Source organism: Desulfobacter curvatus DSM 3379, from assembly GCF_000373985.1.
GTDB lineage: Bacteria > Desulfobacterota > Desulfobacteria > Desulfobacterales > Desulfobacteraceae > Desulfobacter > Desulfobacter curvatus.
In genome coordinates this window covers 76,467-95,279 of the sequence record NZ_KB893068.1, presented here as the reverse complement: position 1 = coordinate 95,279, position 18,813 = coordinate 76,467, and the positions used below count along the sequence as shown (strand labels likewise).

The 18,813-nt window shown below is 47.9% G+C and carries 17 protein-coding genes; 15 read left to right on the top strand and 2 right to left on the bottom strand.

Annotated features, from left to right (window positions below; translation table 11 throughout):
* Positions 1-170: 170 nt before the first annotated feature.
* Complete coding sequence (locus B147_RS0115795; protein ID WP_211216945.1) at positions 171-1,130, bottom strand: homocysteine S-methyltransferase family protein; 960 nt, start codon at positions 1,128-1,130, stop codon at positions 171-173.
* Positions 1,131-1,394: 264 nt separating this feature from the next.
* Here B147_RS0115795 and B147_RS0115790 point away from each other — a divergent pair, with 264 nt between their 5' ends.
* The 11 genes from B147_RS0115790 (at position 1,395) to B147_RS0115740 (ending at position 13,319) form a co-directional block, all read left to right on the top strand.
* Positions 1,395-2,369 (top strand): AAA family ATPase, encoded by a 975-nt coding sequence (locus tag B147_RS0115790; RefSeq protein WP_020588169.1) that lies wholly within the window; start codon positions 1,395-1,397, stop codon positions 2,367-2,369.
* 24 nt (positions 2,370-2,393) lie between these two features.
* Positions 2,394-3,269 carry a DUF58 domain-containing protein gene (locus B147_RS0115785; protein WP_020588168.1) on the top strand — a complete coding sequence of 292 codons (876 nt, stop codon included), beginning with the start codon at positions 2,394-2,396 and terminating at the stop codon, positions 3,267-3,269.
* Entirely contained in the window at positions 3,269-3,832 is a 564-nt protein-coding gene (locus tag B147_RS0115780) for a hypothetical protein (protein WP_020588167.1), read from the top strand. Before B147_RS0115785 ends, B147_RS0115780 begins: the two co-directional genes overlap by 1 nt.
* Positions 3,832-4,863: a VWA domain-containing protein gene (locus B147_RS0115775; RefSeq protein WP_020588166.1), complete on the top strand. Its 1,032-nt coding sequence runs from the start codon at positions 3,832-3,834 to the stop codon at positions 4,861-4,863. Before B147_RS0115780 ends, B147_RS0115775 begins: the two co-directional genes overlap by 1 nt.
* Before the next feature lie 20 nt (positions 4,864-4,883).
* Positions 4,884-6,773 (top strand): VWA domain-containing protein, encoded by a 1,890-nt coding sequence (locus tag B147_RS0115770; protein ID WP_020588165.1) that lies wholly within the window; start codon positions 4,884-4,886, stop codon positions 6,771-6,773.
* The gene (locus B147_RS0115765; protein ID WP_020588164.1) at positions 6,757-9,354 is read left to right on the top strand and encodes a BatD family protein; all 2,598 of its coding nucleotides are present in this window, start codon (positions 6,757-6,759) and stop codon (positions 9,352-9,354) included. The genes B147_RS0115770 and B147_RS0115765 overlap by 17 nt, the downstream gene beginning before the upstream one ends.
* A 21-nt stretch (positions 9,355-9,375) precedes the next feature.
* Positions 9,376-9,924 carry a DJ-1 family glyoxalase III gene (locus tag B147_RS0115760; RefSeq protein ID WP_020588163.1) on the top strand — a complete coding sequence of 183 codons (549 nt, stop codon included), beginning with the start codon at positions 9,376-9,378 and terminating at the stop codon, positions 9,922-9,924.
* Positions 9,925-10,028: 104 nt separating this feature from the next.
* Entirely contained in the window at positions 10,029-11,054 is a 1,026-nt protein-coding gene (locus B147_RS0115755) for an NAD(P)H-dependent glycerol-3-phosphate dehydrogenase (protein ID WP_020588162.1), read from the top strand.
* A 172-nt stretch (positions 11,055-11,226) separates the two neighbouring features.
* A complete protein-coding gene (locus tag B147_RS0115750; protein ID WP_020588161.1) occupies positions 11,227-11,670 on the top strand; it encodes a flavodoxin in 444 nt (147 codons plus the stop codon).
* Positions 11,660-12,007 carry a tetratricopeptide repeat protein gene (locus B147_RS0115745; RefSeq protein WP_020588160.1) on the top strand — a complete coding sequence of 116 codons (348 nt, stop codon included), beginning with the start codon at positions 11,660-11,662 and terminating at the stop codon, positions 12,005-12,007. The genes B147_RS0115750 and B147_RS0115745 overlap by 11 nt, the downstream gene beginning before the upstream one ends.
* A gap of 235 nt (positions 12,008-12,242) precedes the next feature.
* A complete protein-coding gene (locus tag B147_RS0115740; protein WP_020588159.1) occupies positions 12,243-13,319 on the top strand; it encodes an HDOD domain-containing protein in 1,077 nt (358 codons plus the stop codon).
* A 40-nt stretch (positions 13,320-13,359) separates the two neighbouring features.
* Here B147_RS0115740 and rnhA read toward each other — a convergent pair whose 3' ends face one another.
* The gene (gene rnhA / locus B147_RS0115735) at positions 13,360-14,205 is read right to left on the bottom strand and encodes a ribonuclease HI (RefSeq protein ID WP_245569029.1); all 846 of its coding nucleotides are present in this window, start codon (positions 14,203-14,205) and stop codon (positions 13,360-13,362) included.
* Between the two features lie 100 nt (positions 14,206-14,305).
* Between rnhA and B147_RS0115730 the strand changes: the two genes are divergently transcribed.
* The 4 genes from B147_RS0115730 to pstA all read left to right on the top strand — a co-directional run bounded on the left by B147_RS0115730 (position 14,306) and on the right by pstA (position 18,770).
* On the top strand, positions 14,306-14,869 hold the full coding sequence (locus tag B147_RS0115730; protein ID WP_020588157.1) for a hypothetical protein: 564 nt from the start codon (positions 14,306-14,308) through the stop codon (positions 14,867-14,869).
* Between the two features lie 13 nt (positions 14,870-14,882).
* Positions 14,883-15,512: an MlaC/ttg2D family ABC transporter substrate-binding protein gene (locus tag B147_RS0115725; RefSeq protein ID WP_020588156.1), complete on the top strand. Its 630-nt coding sequence runs from the start codon at positions 14,883-14,885 to the stop codon at positions 15,510-15,512.
* Positions 15,513-16,102: 590 nt separating this feature from the next.
* Complete coding sequence (gene pstC, locus B147_RS0115720) at positions 16,103-17,491, top strand: phosphate ABC transporter permease subunit PstC (protein ID WP_020588155.1); 1,389 nt, start codon at positions 16,103-16,105, stop codon at positions 17,489-17,491.
* Positions 17,484-18,770, top strand: a complete 1,287-nt coding sequence (gene pstA / locus B147_RS0115715; protein ID WP_020588154.1) for a phosphate ABC transporter permease PstA — start codon at positions 17,484-17,486, stop codon at positions 18,768-18,770. The genes pstC and pstA overlap by 8 nt, the downstream gene beginning before the upstream one ends.
* The last annotated feature ends 43 nt before the right edge of the window (positions 18,771-18,813 follow it).

Genomic DNA, 18,813 nt, shown 5'->3' with positions numbered 1-18,813 from the left:
GATTTGGTCTAAAAGAATACAATCCGCATGACATTTGGGCAGGTTTTCCCTGAATTCACAATTAACACATGGGCTTTGGGTCAGATAGCCCACCTCAAAATCAAATAAATCTCTTTTTATTGCTTGCTTGTCCATATTCTTTAAACATACGCAGGTTGAAATGAGAGCTTTTATACCATCTTATTTACGTCCGGGTCAATATCAAGTGTTTGGGCAAATTTGGACAATACTGCAATATGCTCGGGGCCGATGCCGCAACATCCGCCGATCAGCGTCGCACCATCCTGAACCCATTTTTGAGCCCAGCTCAGATATGATGACGGGGTTAAATCAGCACGGATATCATTTAGCTTCTCGTTGGCCTTTGCATCTTCCGTCTGTGGCGGAAACGCATTTGCATAGGCACCGATCTCAATATTCCCGGCGCCCAGGCGTGCCAACTGACGCTTGGTTATCTGAATGGCCTGGCCGATGACCTCGGGTTGGCAGCAGTTAAATAAAACAGCATCCACCTTTGCATTAACCATCTCTTTAATCGCATCCACCAAAGATTCGCCGGAGCGCAACATTGGTTCGCGATTTAAATGTAAATCATCCAGGGTGAAAGAAACCCAGAACGGCTTGCTTGACATATCCAAGTGATGGGTCAAAGATTTGATACGGACAGGCTCGTCGATCAGGCTTTGGGTTTCACATAGCCATAAATCTACATAGGGAGAGAGCCCCTCTATTAGAGGGGTTGCAATTTCAACCACCCGATCCGGTCTGTACAAATCGGCTCGGTAGGAGCCGAACAATGGGGGGATGGAACCTGCAACGCGTGTGGGAGGGCGAGTGTCACTCCGGGTTTCATTGACGGCTGCGCGAGCTGTCTTACCGGCGATGGTTGCCAGGGTCCTGCACTGTTTTTTAAATTGTTGTTCACCAAGATGAAAAGGGACCAATGCGTAACTGTTGGTTGTGATCACAGAAGCACCGCTTGCAATAAATGCTTTATGGACCTCCTTGACGATCCAAGGGGCTTCAATCATGGCCGAAGCTGACCACTCCGGCTGTTTGAACGGCGCGCCCCGGCGTTCCAGTTCTCTTCCAATGCCACCGTCTATAATCGTCACTTTTCCTTTTGTCATTGCAGGCCTCATTTTTTCCTTGAAGTTCAATTAATTGTAAGAGTAGCCTTACCAAGGTAAAAAAATCAATAGAATATACCGGGCCGGATCAATTGCCGGGACATTGAGCCCTTTGCGCTAAACATAACCTTTTTGTCATTTGACACTACATTTGACAGCGCTATATTAAAATAAAAAAAATTGTTCATTCAGGGCCGGGTCTTTTTTCCGCCCGCCTGAAATAATGGTCAAGCGCAAAGGCTGGAGCAAAGGATTGATTAAGTTATGGAAGAAATCACAAAGCAGATAGAAACCGCCCATCTTCTGGTGAACCGCATCCGCAGTGAGGTGGGCAAAACCCTGGTGGGCCAGGAAAAATTGGTTGACGGCCTGCTGACAGGGCTTCTTACCGGTGGGCACGTGCTCATTGAAGGTGTGCCGGGTCTTGCAAAAACCTCGGCGGTCAAGGCGTTGGCAGCTGCGGTTCAGGCAGATTTTAAACGCATCCAGTTCACCCCGGATCTATTGCCGGCTGATTTGACCGGTACCGAGATTTACCGGCCAAAGACAACAGATTTTATTACCCGTAAAGGCCCATTGTTCAACAATATTATTTTAGCTGACGAAATCAACCGGGCCCCATCCAAGGTGCAGTCCGCACTTTTGGAAGCCATGGAGGAAAAGCAGGTGACCATCGGTGACACCACCTATGCGTTGCCATCCCCCTTTTTGGTGCTGGCTACCCAGAACCCCATTGAGCAGGAGGGTACCTATCCGCTGCCCGAGGCCCAGGTGGACCGCTTCATGCTCAAGGTACTGGTGGAATACCCCAGCCGCGCCCAGGAGCTCGAGATCCTTAAAAAGATAAGTTTTACCCCGGTAGAAGAGATTTCGTCCGTCGTGTCATGTGAGGACCTTGCCGGACTAAAAAGTCTGGTGGATCAGGTATATGTGGATGAAAAACTCAAAGAATATATCGTCAGCCTGATCTTTGCCACACGAAATCCGGAATCCTGCAAAATGCAGACAGGTCATTATATTGAATTCGGGGCATCGCCCCGGGCAACCATTTTCCTGGCCAAGGCCGCAAGGGTTACCGCATTTCTTGCCGGCCGGGCCTATGTTACGCCGCAAGACATAAAACTTGCCGGACCGGATGTGCTGCGCCACAGAATTTTGCTCTCCTTTGAGGCCGAGGCCGAAGAGATTTCAACCGATCAGGTGGTGGCGGATCTGTTTGATTCCGTAGAAGTCCCATAAGAAATAGTTACAGGTGATCATGAAATGATTCCTGCTCATATCATAAAAAAGATCAAGCAAATTCATATCAAGTCCCGCAAAACCGTCAATACCCTGATGGCAGGGCAGTATAGGTCTGTGTTTAAAGGTTCGGGCATTGAATTTGAAGAGGTGCGCGAGTATGCCCCGGGTGATGATGTCAAGTCCATTGACTGGAATGTCTCGGCACGTACCGGTAAAGTGTTTGTCAAGCTGTTCAGAGAGGAGCGCGAATCCATTGTCATGCTGCTCATTGACATGAGCGCATCTTTAAATTTCGGGACCCATTCGGGCAGCAAACTTGAAAAAGTGGCGGAACTGGCATCTGTTCTGGCATTTAACGCCATTAAAAATAATGACAAGGTGGGAGTGATTTTTTTCACGGACCAGGTGGAAAAGTATATCCCGCCCAAAAAGGGATCTGCCCATATCTGGCGGGTGATCAAGGAGATTTTTACCTTTGCCCCCAAGGGCGTGGGGACGGATATCGCCTGTGCCCTGGATTTCATGGCAAAAATTACGAAAAAGCGCAGTTTTGCATTTGTGATTTCCGATTATCTGAGTCCGGAGTACGAAAAAAGCCTGCGGCTTTTAAACCGGCGTCATGAGGTGGTGGGGATGCGCGTGTTTGATGATGGTGCCTTTCACCTGCCCCTTGCCGGGATTGTGCGGGTAAAGGATTTTGAAACCGGAGAAGAGACGCTTATGGATGCGGGCAGCAAAAAGATGCGGCAATGGTATACGAATCAACGGCAGAAAATTCATACTCTGACTGAATCGGTGTTTACCAAAGCCAGGGTGGATCTTGTGGATGTCACCACCGCGGATAGTGTATCCGACGTATTGACCCGGTATTTCATGCTTCGGGAGAGCAGGCGCTGATGCTTGAAGATATTCATGACATACGGCCGCCGGTAATGACAGGTCTGGATCCGGTACTAGTCCGGTGGCTTGTTTGGGGTGCAGGGGCGGTTGTCCTTTTTGCACTCGTTGCTCTGATGGTCCGGTACTGGCTTAAAAAAAGAAAAAATAGGACCCAGGAGGCCCAGGCCCTTCCTCTGCTTTCCCCTTACGAAACCGCAGTCCGGGACCTGGAAAGGTGCATGGCTGATTTCGGCAATGACGCAAAAATATATTATTTTGAACTGGGCCGTATTGTGAAAGCCTATGTTTCAGGCACGTTTCAAATTAATTGTTCCGAGATGACCTCCCAGGAAATGGCCAGGGCTGTTAAACGCCTTGATTTTTTGGATATAGGGCTTAAGACTGAATTGATTCGGTTCCAGGATCAGTGCGATCCTATCCGCTACATGCCCCTGGATGCCCAGGTCCCCCTGGATGCCGGGCGTATGCAGCAGGACTTGGCCCTTGCCGGTAACCTTGTGGCCCGGATCGAACAGATCGTCGCAGATGCGGCAACCAGAGAAGACGCGGAGGATGCCTGATGTTTCGATTTGCCTCTCCCTGGTTTCTGTTGCTGCTTATCCTGCCCTGGATCTGGTTGCTGATTCATACGGCTAAAAATACAAAACGGTTTTCATTCAAATGGCTTCCAGAGCCTTCGGGCCATAGTATCCGGGTGTCAAGTCTGACCGGCACTTTCCGGGTGCCTTTTAGTTTTGCTGTTTTGGCGGCCCGTTTTATGCCGTTGGTGAAAGTGCTGGGCTTAAGCCTGATGATTATTGCCCTTGCCCGGCCCCAGGCCGGCGAGCGCAAGATCAATGTGGAGACCAAAGGGGTGAATATTGTGTTGGCCCTTGACCTGTCAGGGTCCATGAAAGCCCTTGATTTCAAACGCGACGGCAAGATTGTCACCCGCCTTGACGCAGTCAAGGGGGTGGTTTCCGATTTTATCATGAAACGGGAAGGGGACCGCATCGGCCTTGTGGTGTTTGGAACCCATGCCTTTACCCAGGTGCCGTTGACCCGGGACTACAACACCATTGCATTCATGCTGGATCATTTGAAGATCGGTGCTGCCGGACCCAGCACCGCCATTGGCGATGCCCTGGGCATTTCGCTAAAGCGCCTGGAAGATATCCCGGCCAAATCGAACATCATTATCCTGCTCACCGATGGAAAAAGCAATGCCGGGGAACTGTCCTGGCATGAGGCCGCCAAGATTGCGGCCCAAAGAAAAATTAAAATCCACACCATTGGCGTGGGCTCCAGGGGCAAGGTCCCTTTTCTTGTGGACTCCCTTTTTGGAAAGCAGTATGTGTACCGCCAGGTGGATATGGACTGGGATGCCTTGGATTCAATTGCAAAACAGACCGGGGGGACCTTTTTTAAAGCCAAAGATACTAACAGTCTTGCATCAATATATAAGATGATTGATTCAATGGAAAAGACAAAGGTCAAGGTGGATAAATGGGTGGATTACAAGGAGCTTTATACGCTGTTTTTGATCCCGGGACTGCTGCTTTACCTTGTATGTCTGGGCCTGGGCAGCACAAGACTTTTGGAACTGCCTTAAGCGGCTAAAAGGATGCACACATGAAATTTGACCATCCATATATTCTGTTTTTTTTGTGGGGACTTCTGCCCCTGGCAGGATTGCTGGGGTATGGCATTTTCCGGCACAAAAAGATTCTTGCCCGGTATGCGGAATCCGCCATGTTTGATCAGATTCTGCCCGGATTTTCCTATGGCCCCAAATGGGTCAAAGCTGTTTTGGCCGTAGTTGCCACAGGATTTGCTGTGGTGGCTCTGGCAGGTCCCCTGGCTGGATATCGCTGGGAAAAAACCACCCAGAAAGGGGTGGATATCATGATTGCTCTGGATTGTTCCCGCAGCATGCTGGCCCAGGATGTCTCCCCCACACGGTTGACCCGGGCCAAACGGGAAATCATTGATTTGACCCGGTTAATGCATTCGGACCGGGCCGGGCTTGTGGCCTTTTCCGGTGCTGCGGTGCTGCAATGCCCGTTAACCCTTGATTATAACGCTTTCGGGATTTTTCTTGATGCTTTGAACCCGGATTATTTGCCTGTGGGGGGCACGGATTTGACCGCAGCCCTTGAGACCTGTTACAACGGTTTTGACCCTGCATCCACTGCGGGCAAAGCCATTATTCTCATCACTGATGGTGAGGATACAGCCGGCGATGAAGCCGCCTTGACCAAAGTGGTAGAAAAATTTGCCAAGGAGAAAATCCGTATTTTCGCCATCGGGGTAGGGGACCCTGCCGGAGCTCCGATTCCGGCCAAGGGCGGGGGGTTTAAAAAGGATGGTACAGGCAATATCATTTTATCAAAAGTGGACGAAACCATGCTCAAAAAAATTACTGCCATGACCCAGGGCCGGTATGTACGGTCTGTGGCCGGGGACATGGACCTTGAGCAGATCTATTCCGGCGATATCCTGGGGACCATGGAACGAAAGGAGCTGACCCAGGGCCGCAAAAAGGTTTGGGAAAAACGGTTCCAATGGGCTTTGCTTCCCTGCGTACTGCTGCTGCTTGCAGAATTGGTCTTTCCCCAGGGACCCGGCCGGAAACGCGGTGTTAAAGGCGGGCGCTCACTGATTTGTCTGGCCATTGCCATGGGCCTTATGACACCGGGACTTGCCAGGGCCGGATTGTTGACTTCACCGGTGAAGCAGGGCATACAGGCCTGGGACGACAAACAGTTCCAGCAGGCAAAAAAGCATTTTATTGATGCCCAGCTTGAAAATCCGGATGACCCGCGTCTCTATTATAATATCGGGGCGGCTGCCTATGCCGCCGGTGAATATGACCTGGCTGAATCCAACTTTGCCCAGGCGGTGAATGCAACGGACAGGGAACTTAAGCACAATGCCCTGTATAACCTTGCCAACACCCGTTACCGTAAAAACCACTTAGATAAGGCAATTGAGGATTATCAGAACCTGCTCAAGGAATTTCCCGATGACACCCAGGCCAAAGAAAACCTTGAATTTGTAAAAAAAAAGTTTGAAGAGCAAAAACAGCAGCAGCAAGATCAGAAAAACCAGGATCAAAAGAATAAAGAGCAGAAAGATCAGGACAAGCCAAATAAGGATCAAGGGGATCAAAGCAAAAAAGGCCCAAAAGGTCAGTCTCAAAAACAGGACCAGGATCATAAACAGGGGCAGAAAAATCAGACTGATAAAAATCAGCAAAATAAATCCGAAGAAAGTGCCCGGCAGCCCAATCAGCCCCAAGCAGACCAGGCCGGGGCGGATCAGCATCAGGACATGCCGGCAAAAAATCCCCAGGCCCAGGCTGCCCAGGCTGCAAAAGCCGGCAAAGGGCAAAAAGGAGAGGAGAACATGCAGCAGGCTCAATCTAAAATGCTTGAAAACCGTCTCAACCGCCTGGAAGATAAACCCGGCATGGCCTTGATCCCCCAAACCGGAGCACGGAACAATGACAAAGACTGGTAATCTTACGATTATGAATCCAAAGTATTTTCATATGGCAGGCTGGGCAATTGCAGTACTGCTCTTTTGCCTGCCCTGCACGGCCCTTGCCTTTACCGCCACGGCCCAGGTGGATCAGACCCGCATTACCTCCCAGGATATTGTCTCATTGCAGGTGACGGTGGAAGATGGTGAGGCCGACGTGGATACATCATCCATAACCGGATTCCAGGTTAATCCGGCTGGCACCCAGTCCAGCAGAAGCTATATCAACGGGACATGGAGCCATCAGGTCGTGTATCGGTATATGTTAATTCCTTTAAAAACCGGTGTGCTGACGATCCCGCCCATCACCTGTGTCCGGGACGGCGAATCCGTGTTGACCCGGGAAATCAAAATTCTGGTGAACGAACCCTCTGCGCAGATTGATGATGATAAAGGCGATTTTTTTGCCGAAGCTTCCCTGAGCAGCAATCATATCGTACCGGGACAACAGGCGGTGTATACATTGAAGCTGTGTGTGGCCAAACGGATCAAGGGAGCCTCCTTTGATGCTCCTGGGTTTAAAGGCCTGACAGCCAAGCAGTTGACGGACTGGTCCAAATACACCCGGACCATCAACGGCCGGGCCTTTATGGTGAATGAGACAAAATATTTGGTCCAGGCGGACGCCCCCGGGCAGTTTACCATTTCTCCGGCTATTTTTGTGGCCCAGGTGCCCATGCAGCGATCCAGACAACGTGATCCGTTTAATTCGATGTTCAATGACTCATTTTTCCGGGATTCTTTTTTTGATACCACACCGGCAAAGCCCGTACGCGTGGTGTCCAACCCTGTGGATCTAATCGTTTCCCCTTTGCCGGAATATAAAGGTAGCCAGCCTTTTTCCGGCCTTGTGGGAAAATTTTCCATATCAAGTGCACTGGATAAAACTACGGTGAAAACAGGCGAATCCGCTACATTGACCGTTATCATTAAGGGTACGGGAAATATTATGGATGCGGCCCTGCCCGCCCTGAACCTGGATGCGGCTAAATTCAAGGTGTATAAAGACACCCCGGCCCAGGATGTACAGGTCACAGCGCAGGGCTTTGAGGGACACAAGGTGTTCAAGCAGGCCTTGGTGGCTTCTGTGCCCGGCAAAGCGGTTATCCCGGGGCTTTGTCTGGTATTCTTTGATACGGATTCAATCACGTATAAGACCGTTACTACAACGCCGTTAACCCTTGACGTCCGACCGGGCGGTCCTGTGACCGTTGTAAATGCAGCTCCTGCAGCAAATATGGATACAGGCACACCGGCACCCAAGATTAAAAAATCCGAGGTTAAGTTGCAGAACAGAGATATTCTGGATATTAAAGAAGATATTGCAGGTATCCATTCACGGCCCTGCCTTTCCATGTCCTGGTTTACCTTCCTGGTTTGCCTGCCGGCTTTAGGGTTTGGGGCGGCAAGCACAGCCATGCGTCTTGGTGCCAGAGAAAAATCCCTGAAAGAACAATACCGTGAAAAGGCATGGGATTATCTGAAAAAAGCACGTAAAATTTCTCCTGACAATCCCGGCTTTCTGCCGGGTCTGTCTTCAGCGCTTACCTATGCCGTCCTGGCCCGGAGTGGCAAGGGGGGCGAAAGCCTGACCCGGGATGAGGCCCGGCAGATTCTGTCCCAAAGCGGCCGGGACCAGGAAACCGTAAACAAGGTCACCCAGCTGATGGATACCATGGATGCAGCCCGTTTCGGGGGGAAGACCATGGATGAGAACACCGCTCGAACATGCCTTGCCCAGGTGTCATCCCTGATCCGTACGCTCATGGTTGTGGCCTGTGTGGGAATAGCCCTTTTCATGTCCCGGGGCACAGGCATGGCGGCTCAGAATACCCAGAATACCATTGACTCCACCGTTCCAAAACAGGTTCACGCTGCAAAGGACAAGGCGGGAATGTTTGTGGATGCGGTACGTGCCTATAAGTCTGGAGATTATGCCGATGCTGCCGCACAATTTGAGTCCATTGCCAAAACCCGCGTGAACAATCCCGATCTTTTCTACAATACCGGGAATGCATACTTGAAAGCTAAAGATATAGGCCGGGCCATCCTCTGGTATGAACGGGCAAAAAAACTTTCACCGGCAGATCCGGATTTGAAATTTAATCTTGCCTATGCCCAAAGCCTTTTAAAAGATAAAAAAGAACCTAAATTTTCTGTTGCCGACATTCTTTATTTCTGGCAGGGACTGGTTTCCTTAAGATGGCTTCAGTATGCTTCCATTACACTCTCTTTTTGTTTTTTTATTTGGGCAACGGTGCAAAAAGTCAGAAGCAGACAGATTTTTTCGGGCATCGGTATTTTTATTTGCCTGCTTTTTGCCGGAACAACCCTGGCTGCAGGTCTTGAATATAACCGGATTAATTCAACTCAAAAGGCCGTTATTCTTGCTGATCAGGCCGGGGTACGTTCCGGAACCATGGAGAACGCCACGCTTTTGTTTGATTTGCATGCCGGTACACGGGTACGGGTGCTGGAAAAAAAAGACAATTACATGAAAATCCGTTTTGCCAAAGATAAGGTGGGGTGGGTGGCATGCAAAAATGCAGAAATAATATAAAATATAAAAAGGATATATATAATGACTAAACAGGTAATGGTTCCCCTGGCCCAGGGAATTGAGGAAATGGAAGCCGTCACGATTATTGATGTGCTCAGAAGAGCAGGGGCAATGGTTACCATTGCCTCTGTCGATGAACTCAATATTACAGCGGCCCGGGGTACAAAGATTATTGCTGACTGTCTGATTTCAGAATGCAAAGATGAAACCTTTGATTTGATCGCCATTCCCGGGGGACTTCCCGGGGCCAATAATCTTGCGGCATCCCAGATTCTTGGAAAGATGCTTAAATCCCAGGCAATAGCCGGCAGGCTTTACGGTGCCATATGTGCATCTCCTGCCGTGGTTTTACACCATCACGGCCTGATTACGCCGGGGCAGGTTACCTGCCATCCCTCTTTCACCCATACCATTGATAACGGCAATACCAAAGATCTTGACGTGGTGGTGGCCGGTAACTGTATTACCTCAAGGGGCGGTGGTACCAGTCTTGATTTTGCGATGGAACTTGTGGCCCAGCTTTTTACTCCTGAAACGGTACAGGAAGTCCGAAACGGACTGGCTATTTGAGTTGAATCTCTTTAAAAATTAGTATATAAAGGCAAACCTAATTTTAACAAATCAATGATCCGTCCGGAAAAATTATACCAGGACGGGTAGGGATAAAATCGTCTATGGATATCATGAATACAAAAATCGGGGTTATCGGGGCCGGTGCCTGGGGAACAGCACTTGCCAAACTGCTTGCGGATAAAGGGTTTACCCTGGACCACTGGGTTTTTGAACCCGAGGTAAAAGAGGAAATTACCCTTCACCGGGAAAACAAAACTTTTCTGCCCGGCTTCAATCTGCCCCCTGGGCTTATACCCACAAATGACATTGAAAAAGCCGTGTCCGGAAAAGACCTTGTGCTTATGGTGGTGCCTTCCCATTGTATGCGCGCCGTGGCCTTACAGATGAAACCGTTTGTCTCCCCGGGGACGATTCTGGTCAGTGCCTCCAAGGGCATTGAAAATAAAACCCACATGATCATGACCGATATTCTGTCTGAAATTATTGATTTTCTGCCCGACCACAATTTCGGTGTGCTGTCAGGCCCAAGTTTTGCCAAGGAAGTGGCTGCCGGCGTACCAACGTTGGTGGCAGCGGCCGCGGTGAAAAAGGAGGTGGCCGAATTTATTCAGCATGTTTTTTCAGCCTCTAATTTCCGGGTCTATGTTAACCATGATATTGTAGGCACCCAGATCGGCGGGGCCATGAAAAACGTCATCGCCATTGCTGCAGGGGCCTGTGACGGAATGAATATGGGGCTTAATCCCAGGGCAGCTTTGATCACCCGTGGCCTGACGGAAATGAACCGTTTGGGCACCCGTCTTGGTGCAGATCCTTTAACCCTTTCCGGGCTGGCCGGCGTCGGAGATCTATTGCTGACCTGCACAGGGTTTCTCAGCAGAAATTACACTGTCGGCAAACAGATCGGGCAGGGTAAGTGCCTGGATGATATTATTTCGGAAATGCGCATGGTCGCCGAAGGGGTCAAAACGACCCGGTCCGTTTATAACATGTCAAAAAAACTTAATGTCGATTTGCCCATTTGTGCTGAAGTCTATTCTGTCCTGTTTGAGAACAGCCCTGTGGAAAGAACTATAGAACGGCTGATGGGGCGGTCTCTGAAGCACGAACTGGCAGGCGTGATCTGATTTCCATAGCTGACCGGTTGTTCCGGTCAGCTAATTTTCAATCATTGCGGATAAGTTCGAATCATAAATATTAATCCTCCCCTAAAAAAGTACTTGACATAAGTTTTTTTGGCTTCTATTGTTAGCTGTACCTAAAAATATAATAACATTAATTATAAATTTGGGAGGGCTTATGAATACTGTATTGATTGTTTACGGATCAACCACCGGCAACACCGAATCTGTTGCTGATACCATTTCAACAGATTTATCCAACGCTGATTACACAATCAAAAAGATTAATGTGTCAGATGTTGATGTGGATATTCTTAATGAGGCTTTTGATTTATACCTGCTTGGCAGTTCCACTTGGGGCGATGATGAAATCGAATTCCAGGAGGATTTTGCACCTTTTTATGAAAATATGAATGGGGATTTAAATTTATCAGGTAAAAAATTTGCCGTGTTCGGGTGCGGAGACTCATCCTATGAATATTTCTGCGGGGCTGTGGATGCCCTTGAAGAACGCCTGCGCAAGCTGGGTGCTACCCTTGTGTGTGAGTCCCTTAGAATTGACGGTGAGCCTGAAGAATCAGAAATAAATGAATGGACACAGGACGTGATCAATGCCGCATAAACAAAAAAAATGTCTAAGGTCCCTGCTTCAAGATATTGGTTCGTTGAACCGTACAGCCATGGCAGCAGGAAATGCCGGAAAATTCGATATCGCCTTTAAAAATATGAATCAGGCCCTGGAGTTAACCCGTAAGCTGAAGAAAGAGTGCCTGGTGGCAAAGCTTTTAAACAATCTGGGCAATTTGCATACCATGTCCGGGGAATGGGATAAAGCATTGCTGTCCTATGAGCAGTCTATGTCCATTGTGACCGAGCATTACGGTATCGACAATATTCTTTACAAAACCCTTCAAAAAAATCTGGTGTATCTTTTAACACCGGACGCCACAGCCGCCTGACAGCGGCATCTCTCTCTTCTCTCTTGCTGCCGGGATTTATCCCGGCAGCCTTTTACAATATGTACCATTAAAAATTTTTTTAAATGCAAATCACGGAAGGACTGTTTAACTTCTTGAAGTTGAAGTTTTTTTGTGCTTTGTTGTGGATATACACAATGACCGCCCAAGTCTGCCCATGGCAATCATTCCGGATCATATTTTTTAAGTGATAAGACTTTAATTGACAGGAAAGAATATGACGACTCAAGAGAAAGAACAGGGAGAAGAAACCATAGCCAATGCCATCGCATTGGACATTTTAAATTCAAAATTCAAAATACCTCCCATGCCGGCCAATGGGCCGAAACTGATGTCCCTAATGAGAACGCCAATTGATGCTATAGAGATTGATGATTTTGTAAAGATCATTGATTCGGATCCAGGACTTTTATCCATGATTCTTCAATTGGCGAATTCTGCATATTACAAGGGCTTTGATGAGGTTTACAGTTTGAGAGCAGCCATTGCCCGCATCGGACTTCAAGAGACAATTGATTCCGCCAATCTCTATTTTTTTAAGCGCATGTTTCCAAAAATTCCTGAAATAGAGGGATTTCAAACCCAGGAGTATTGGGCCTTTTCCTGGGCCTGCGCCAATGCGGCAAGACGTCTGGGGCATCCGAACCTGGGCATGAATGTTAATTCCGGAGAACTTTATATTGCAGGGTTGCTTCATGGTATTGGAAAATTAATTCTTGAGATTCAATATCCTTTTGAATTTTCAAAATGCATTCAAACCGCAGTCAAATTAAAAGTACCTGTTCATACTGTGGTGCTGGATGAATTTGGAACCACAGACAACAATATCGCATCAAAATTGTTGGGGATCTGGCGTATCCCTTCCCGGGTCTGTACTGGTATTAAATTTTACCAAAATCCGGATCTGGCACCGGAAAAGGACCGAAATATGGCGGCATTGATTCAGTTTGCCTATTCAATTGCCTCCATGTCCGGTATCGGAACAAACGGCGATGGCTGTGCCACGTCTATAGAATCCACATGGATCGCCAGGCAATCGGGTTTTTTATTGTCCAAAAAGGATATTCAGGAAGAGGTCATCAATGAGATCCAGGCTTCCCTGGAAGAGAAATCAGAAAGTTTCACAGGTATTGCCACCCAAAAACAAGAAACAGTATCCGACCCGAAAAATGGACTTTCTCAACAACAGAATATGAAAAAAAGACCAAATTCAATGTCGACCACGCTGAAACAAACTAAAGCCAATGGGGTTAAGACTGGATTTTTTAACTGGATACGCTCACTGTTTCATTAACACCCAAATGCTACATGCATTGTTTATTTCCCCCAGGTAACTATGTGCTCTCTATGCGGCTCTTAAGATAACCTGTGTCGTCCGGAAGGCCAGGCATGCGTGCCGTTGAATTGGCAAGATGATCGCAGGCTTCGTTCAAGGGGTTGCCGGCATGGCCTTTTACCCAGATGAACCGGACATCAAGACCTTGCAGCATATCCAGTAGACGCTTCCACAGGTCAGGATTCATGGCCGGGGTGCCGTCGGATTTTTTCCAGCCCCTGCGTTCCCATGCCTTTGCCCAGTTTTTGGTAATACCGTTGACAACGTACCGGGAATCCGAATGCAGGCAGATGGGACAGGTCTCCCCTTCAAGGGCTTCAAGGGCCACGATAACAGCCAAAAGTTCCATGCGGTTGTTGGTGGTCAGATTAAACCCGCCGGAAAATGTTTCTCCTGTTTCAAAGACCACACCATACCCACCGGGCCCGGGATTGCCGATGGCCCCGCCGTCCGTATACACCATCACGGCATTTTCCGGGTATTCATAATTGTCCGGCGGGTGTTGCCCGGTTTCTTTTTTTTTTGGCGTACTTTTAAGATTTTTAGTTGAAGACACAGGCTTTGTGTAAGACGGATCATCCAGAAAGGACAAGGCCTCCTGTTTTGTTTTAAAGCTTTTAAACCTGGCGCCTGCAAATCCTTTGACCTGTCGTTCGGCCTCGGGCCATGATGTGAATATACCTGTTTTTCGGCCCCTGGCCACTGCGTAAAATTTCATGGTCAGAATATAAGGGCAAAGAAAAGGAATGTAAAGAAACATCTGTGTATCAAAATTGGGGTGTTTCTTGAAATTAATATGCAGCCGGTGTACAGTATTGAAACAATAACGGATCAATTGCAGCATGTTGCCGCCGGTTTTCGTGGCCCTTAACCTGTAAGAAACAGGGTGGGGCAGGCAAAAGCGGGCGGTTAAAACGGTTTGCATTAACCATGAAGGAGGTAAAATGGAACCCACTAAATTCCGTGAATCAAGACTGGCTATCAACCGTTTGTGTGAACAAATGGATGAGCTTATAGAAAAAAAGGAGGTGGATGAGTCAAGGGCTTGCTTTGACCAGGCATTCGGTGAACTGGACGAATTAAGACCCAAGGCTTCAGGAGATATTCAGGAACGTTCGGTTAAGAATCTGGCAATGAAGCTCAAGGGCATGGAAGTCAGGATTGCCAAATTAAAAACCAAGGGGACAGCATCATCGGGATCAGGATCCCGGGTAAAAAACAATATTGAATGGGACATTGAGCGGGTGGCACAATTATCAAAACCCTTTCTTGAAAAAGTACTGAAAAACATGGCAGTCGATCCCGAATCAAAAGTGCTTTTCGGCACCACGGGCAAAGGTATCCGCCCCAACTACCAAATTGAGTTCAAAGACGGTCAAATAGTCTCGTATACAGGTTCCGGCCATAAACCAAAAGCCTCCCCAAAAGGTCAGGGTGCGAAAAATTTATCCTCACCTTTTTCTTTTCAGGAGATTGACGGCATTTTAAACAAGACCGGCGATATTTGAAGGATTAAAACGGATGAAAACAATCAGAGCACTGATTTTCTTTGCATTCATTTTTTGTGTAATGTCTGTTGTTGCCCAACAGGCCTTGGCTGAAGACGCCTCTTCGGCCACACAAGCCCTTAAGGTCAAAGTTGACGCGATTCTTGATGTGCTTAAAACACCGGAATTTAGAGGGGATGAAAAAAAAGAGATCCGCAGGCAAAAAATTCGTGATATTGTCCTGCATGGTTTTGATTTTGGGCGTATGGCCCAGTCTAGTCTTGGGAAACACTGGAAAAGAAGAACCCCGGAAGAAAAGCAGGATTTTACGGTCCGGTTCCAGCGCCTGATCGAAAATACATATATAGCCAAGCTTGAAACCTATACCAATGAAAAGGTGGTTTACCTTAATGAACAGTACAAAACGAAAAAGGATCGGGAATACGCAAAAGTTCAAACTCAGATTATTACCACCGATGGTACTGAAATTCCCATTGCCTATATGATGTACAGGCAGGGGTCGGAGCCCTGGCTGGTATTTGATATCAACATCGAAGGGGTGAGTATGATTAATAATTACCGCGCCCAGTTCGGTGAATTCCTTGCCCAAAATTCGTTTTCACAGCTCATCAAAGATATTGATGAAAAAAACGGTTCGAAATAGTGCCTGAATACAAAACCACTCATCTGCACTTTGCATGGTTGTCGGTTGAGCCTCGGTCTTGATGGACCCGGTCAACCCATGGCTGTTTATAAGAAAGTTTGGGTAACTTACTCAGATTTTCCAAGCTTTGTTGAGGGCTGTGCCTGGCAGTTGATATGCCAGGCCGGCCCATGGCCGTTATAGCAAGTTAGCGCACCTTCTCAAACTTATGCCGGCCCGGGCTTCAACGGGCCGGCTATTATATTCACATCCTTTGAATTCCACTGCCCGGCAATCTTTCCGGCCGGTTTCAGTCCCCACCAACATTTAGCTAATACAATTTTAATTTTGATAGATTATCATGATGGAATTATCGTATTCCGTCATTTAAGTTACGGCGAAGCATTGGGTGGATGAAATAATGATGAACACTGACAAATAAAATTTGTGCCGGGTTCTGCATTGAAGGGGTTCGCGAGATAAAAAAAATGTGGGACGAAATACAATCCTAACTTTTGACTAATACAATATTAAACCGAATCTAATACATTTGAACGAGGTTTTCATTGAATGCTTAAAAATAAAGTATTTGAAATTTCTAAGGAACACAGATGACATCGATCCCTTTGCTTTTAACCCTTTGTGTGTTGACCGTTGTTGGCTTTTTGGTCGGCCGCAGCAAGGCCTTGGCCGTTTGCGCAGCCCAGGGCGGTCCAGGTGCACTTCACTCCAGACCCTTCTATTACGGGACCCTGACTGCCATTTGGTGTGCGGTGCCGGCCTTGATTGTTTATTCGTTCTGGCATTTTTTTCAGTCCACCATTATCATGGATATGGTGATTGCCAATCTTCCCGAGCAGATCCGATCCCTGCCCGAAGCCCATCTTAACCTTGTTGTCAATGATATCAAAAATATTGTATCCGGTAACATTGTGAGCGCTCAGATCAGTCCTGCCATTCAGGCTGCAGCCGACCATTACAAAAGTTTTGAAAAGACCGCCCAGGCCGCGTTAACCGTTATTATAACGGCAATGGCCATAGTTGCCACAACCGGAGTGTGTTTGAAAATTACACCAAAACTTCGGGCCAGAAATCATGTGGAAAAGGTTGTTGAGATTACGCTGATTGCCTGCGCCGCCCTGGTTGTTTTTACCACCATCGGTATTGCCTTGTCTGTACTTTATGAGTCGATTCGATTTTTTAAGATTGTGCCGGTACATAAATTTTTATTTGGACTTGAATGGAGCCCCCAGCTGGCCATTCATGCAGAGCAGATCGGATCTTCCGGTATGTTCGGGGCTGTTCCGATTATCTTCGGCACCATGCTTATTGCCGGCATTGCCATTTGTGTGGCTGTGCCTATAGGGCTTATGGTTGCTATTTACCTGTCCGAATATGCCAATGCAAGGTTTCGAAATGTTGCCAAGCCGCTTTTGGATATTCTGGGCAGCATACCTACGGTTGTTTATGGTTTTTTTGCTGCCTTTATTGCGGCTCCGGCCATTACGGATGCCGGTAATATTCTGGGACTTTCCGTATCTTCGGCAAGTGCTTTGGCCGCCGGGGTCGTCATCGGTATTATGCTCATTCCTTTTGTTGGCTCTTTCTCCCATGATGTCATTAAGGCCGTGCCCCAGTCCTTGCGGGACGGGGCAGTGAGCCTTGGTTCCACCCGGAGTGAAACAATTATAAATATCATGTTGCCGGCAGCCCTGCCCGGCATTGTGGGTGTTGTACTGCTGGCTGTGTCCCGGGCCATTGGGGAGACTATGATTGTTGTGATGGCAGCCGGCCTGTCTGCACACCTGACCGCAAATCCCTTTAAAGCGGTTACAACGGTTACAGTTCAGATTGTCTCCCTGCTGGTGGGAGAACAGGAATTTGACAATGCCAAGACCCTGGCCGCCTTTGCCCTGGGACTTTTGCTGTTTGTCGTTACCCTGATTTTAAACGTGGTGGCCCTCACTGTGGTCAGAAAGTACAGGTCGCATAATGAATGATTTAAATGGTGGACAAGGCGAGGTCAGGTCCATCGATATTGTCAAAAAGGGGTTGAACAGACGTCACCGTAAAGAACGCAGATTTCGTTTTTTGGGGTGTACAGCTATTATAGTCAGCTTAAGTTTTTTGTCTCTGCTGTTAATCTCTATTATTATGAACGGGTATACGGCGTTTCAGCAAACCATGGTTCGCCTGGATGTCTTTCTGGATACCAACGTCATAGACAAGGATGACCTTGCAGGTGCAAATTATTCCAAATTGATTCATAACAGTTTATCGTCCATTTTCCCCAATGTGACAAAACACACCGATAAACGCAAATTGTACGGGCTTGTCAGCATAAGCGCCGCCTACATACTCCAGGATTTCGTGGCCAAGAATCGAGATGCGATCGGGACCGCCATTCAGATATGGGTACCGGCGGATGATGATGTGGACATGCTGATGAAAGGGCATATTGATTTAGACACGCCGGAATCCCAACGACGGATTGATGACCGGCAATTTGCCTGGGTAGATCAACTGGCTAACCAGGGGCAGATTAAAAAGATATTTAATAAAACCTTTTTTACCGCAGGGGATTCCAGGGAGCCTGAACTTGCCGGGATTCGCGGGGCTGTTTGCGGATCCTTTTATTCGCTTATTGTCACGCTGGTTCTCTCTTTTCCCATTGGTGTGATGGCTGCTGTTTATCTGGAAGAGTTTGCCGCTAAAAACAGGTGGACAAAGATTATTGAGGTGAACATCAATAATCTGGCAGCTGTGCCCCCTATTGTATTCGGGTTATTGGGGCTGGCCGTGTTTTTAAATTTTTTCGGCCTTCCCAGATCCACACCGGTTGTAAGCGGACTGGTTTTAGCTTTGATGACCTTGCCGAACATTATTATTGCAGGCCGCTTCGCACTCAGGGCTGTGCCGCCTTCCATTCGTGAAGCAAGCCTTGGTATTGGCGCCTCTAAAGTTCAGATGATTGCCCATCATATCTTGCCCCGGGCCCTGCCGGGCATGCTTGCCGGGACCTTCGTCTCCATGGCCCGGGCCCTTGGGTCAACTGCGCCGCTTTTGATGATTGGTATGGTGGCCTTTATTGCGAATATCCCTGCCGGGTTCACGGATCCTTCCACGGTGCTTCCCATACAGATTTTCATGTGGGCAGGCAGTCCGGAAAGGGCTTTTTTGGAAAAATCGTCAGCGGCCATCATGGTGCTTCTGATTTTTTTTATGGTGATGAACGGCACGGCGCTTATATTAAGAAAAATATTTGAAAAAAGACCGTGACTTGTCAAGTTCATATATCTTACGTGTAAAAAGCATGTTTCAG

Bases quoted from the DNA above. Each gene is read 5' to 3' on its own strand.
- B147_RS0115795 (WP_211216945.1), bottom strand. From the start codon at position 1,130: ATGACAAAAGGAAAAGTGACGATTATAGACGGTGGCATTGGAAGAGAA.
- B147_RS0115790 (WP_020588169.1), top strand. From the start codon at position 1,395: ATGGAAGAAATCACAAAGCAGATAGAAACCGCCCATCTTCTGGTGAAC.
- B147_RS0115785 (WP_020588168.1), top strand. From the start codon at position 2,394: ATGATTCCTGCTCATATCATAAAAAAGATCAAGCAAATTCATATCAAG.
- B147_RS0115780 (WP_020588167.1), top strand. From the start codon at position 3,269: ATGCTTGAAGATATTCATGACATACGGCCGCCGGTAATGACAGGTCTG.
- B147_RS0115775 (WP_020588166.1), top strand. From the start codon at position 3,832: ATGTTTCGATTTGCCTCTCCCTGGTTTCTGTTGCTGCTTATCCTGCCC.
- B147_RS0115770 (WP_020588165.1), top strand. From the start codon at position 4,884: ATGAAATTTGACCATCCATATATTCTGTTTTTTTTGTGGGGACTTCTG.
- B147_RS0115765 (WP_020588164.1), top strand. From the start codon at position 6,757: ATGACAAAGACTGGTAATCTTACGATTATGAATCCAAAGTATTTTCAT.
- B147_RS0115760 (WP_020588163.1), top strand. From the start codon at position 9,376: ATGACTAAACAGGTAATGGTTCCCCTGGCCCAGGGAATTGAGGAAATG.
- B147_RS0115755 (WP_020588162.1), top strand. From the start codon at position 10,029: ATGGATATCATGAATACAAAAATCGGGGTTATCGGGGCCGGTGCCTGG.
- B147_RS0115750 (WP_020588161.1), top strand. From the start codon at position 11,227: ATGAATACTGTATTGATTGTTTACGGATCAACCACCGGCAACACCGAA.
- B147_RS0115745 (WP_020588160.1), top strand. From the start codon at position 11,660: ATGCCGCATAAACAAAAAAAATGTCTAAGGTCCCTGCTTCAAGATATT.
- B147_RS0115740 (WP_020588159.1), top strand. From the start codon at position 12,243: ATGACGACTCAAGAGAAAGAACAGGGAGAAGAAACCATAGCCAATGCC.
- rnhA (WP_245569029.1), bottom strand. From the start codon at position 14,205: ATGCTGCAATTGATCCGTTATTGTTTCAATACTGTACACCGGCTGCAT.
- B147_RS0115730 (WP_020588157.1), top strand. From the start codon at position 14,306: ATGGAACCCACTAAATTCCGTGAATCAAGACTGGCTATCAACCGTTTG.
- B147_RS0115725 (WP_020588156.1), top strand. From the start codon at position 14,883: ATGAAAACAATCAGAGCACTGATTTTCTTTGCATTCATTTTTTGTGTA.
- pstC (WP_020588155.1), top strand. From the start codon at position 16,103: ATGACATCGATCCCTTTGCTTTTAACCCTTTGTGTGTTGACCGTTGTT.
- pstA (WP_020588154.1), top strand. From the start codon at position 17,484: ATGAATGATTTAAATGGTGGACAAGGCGAGGTCAGGTCCATCGATATT.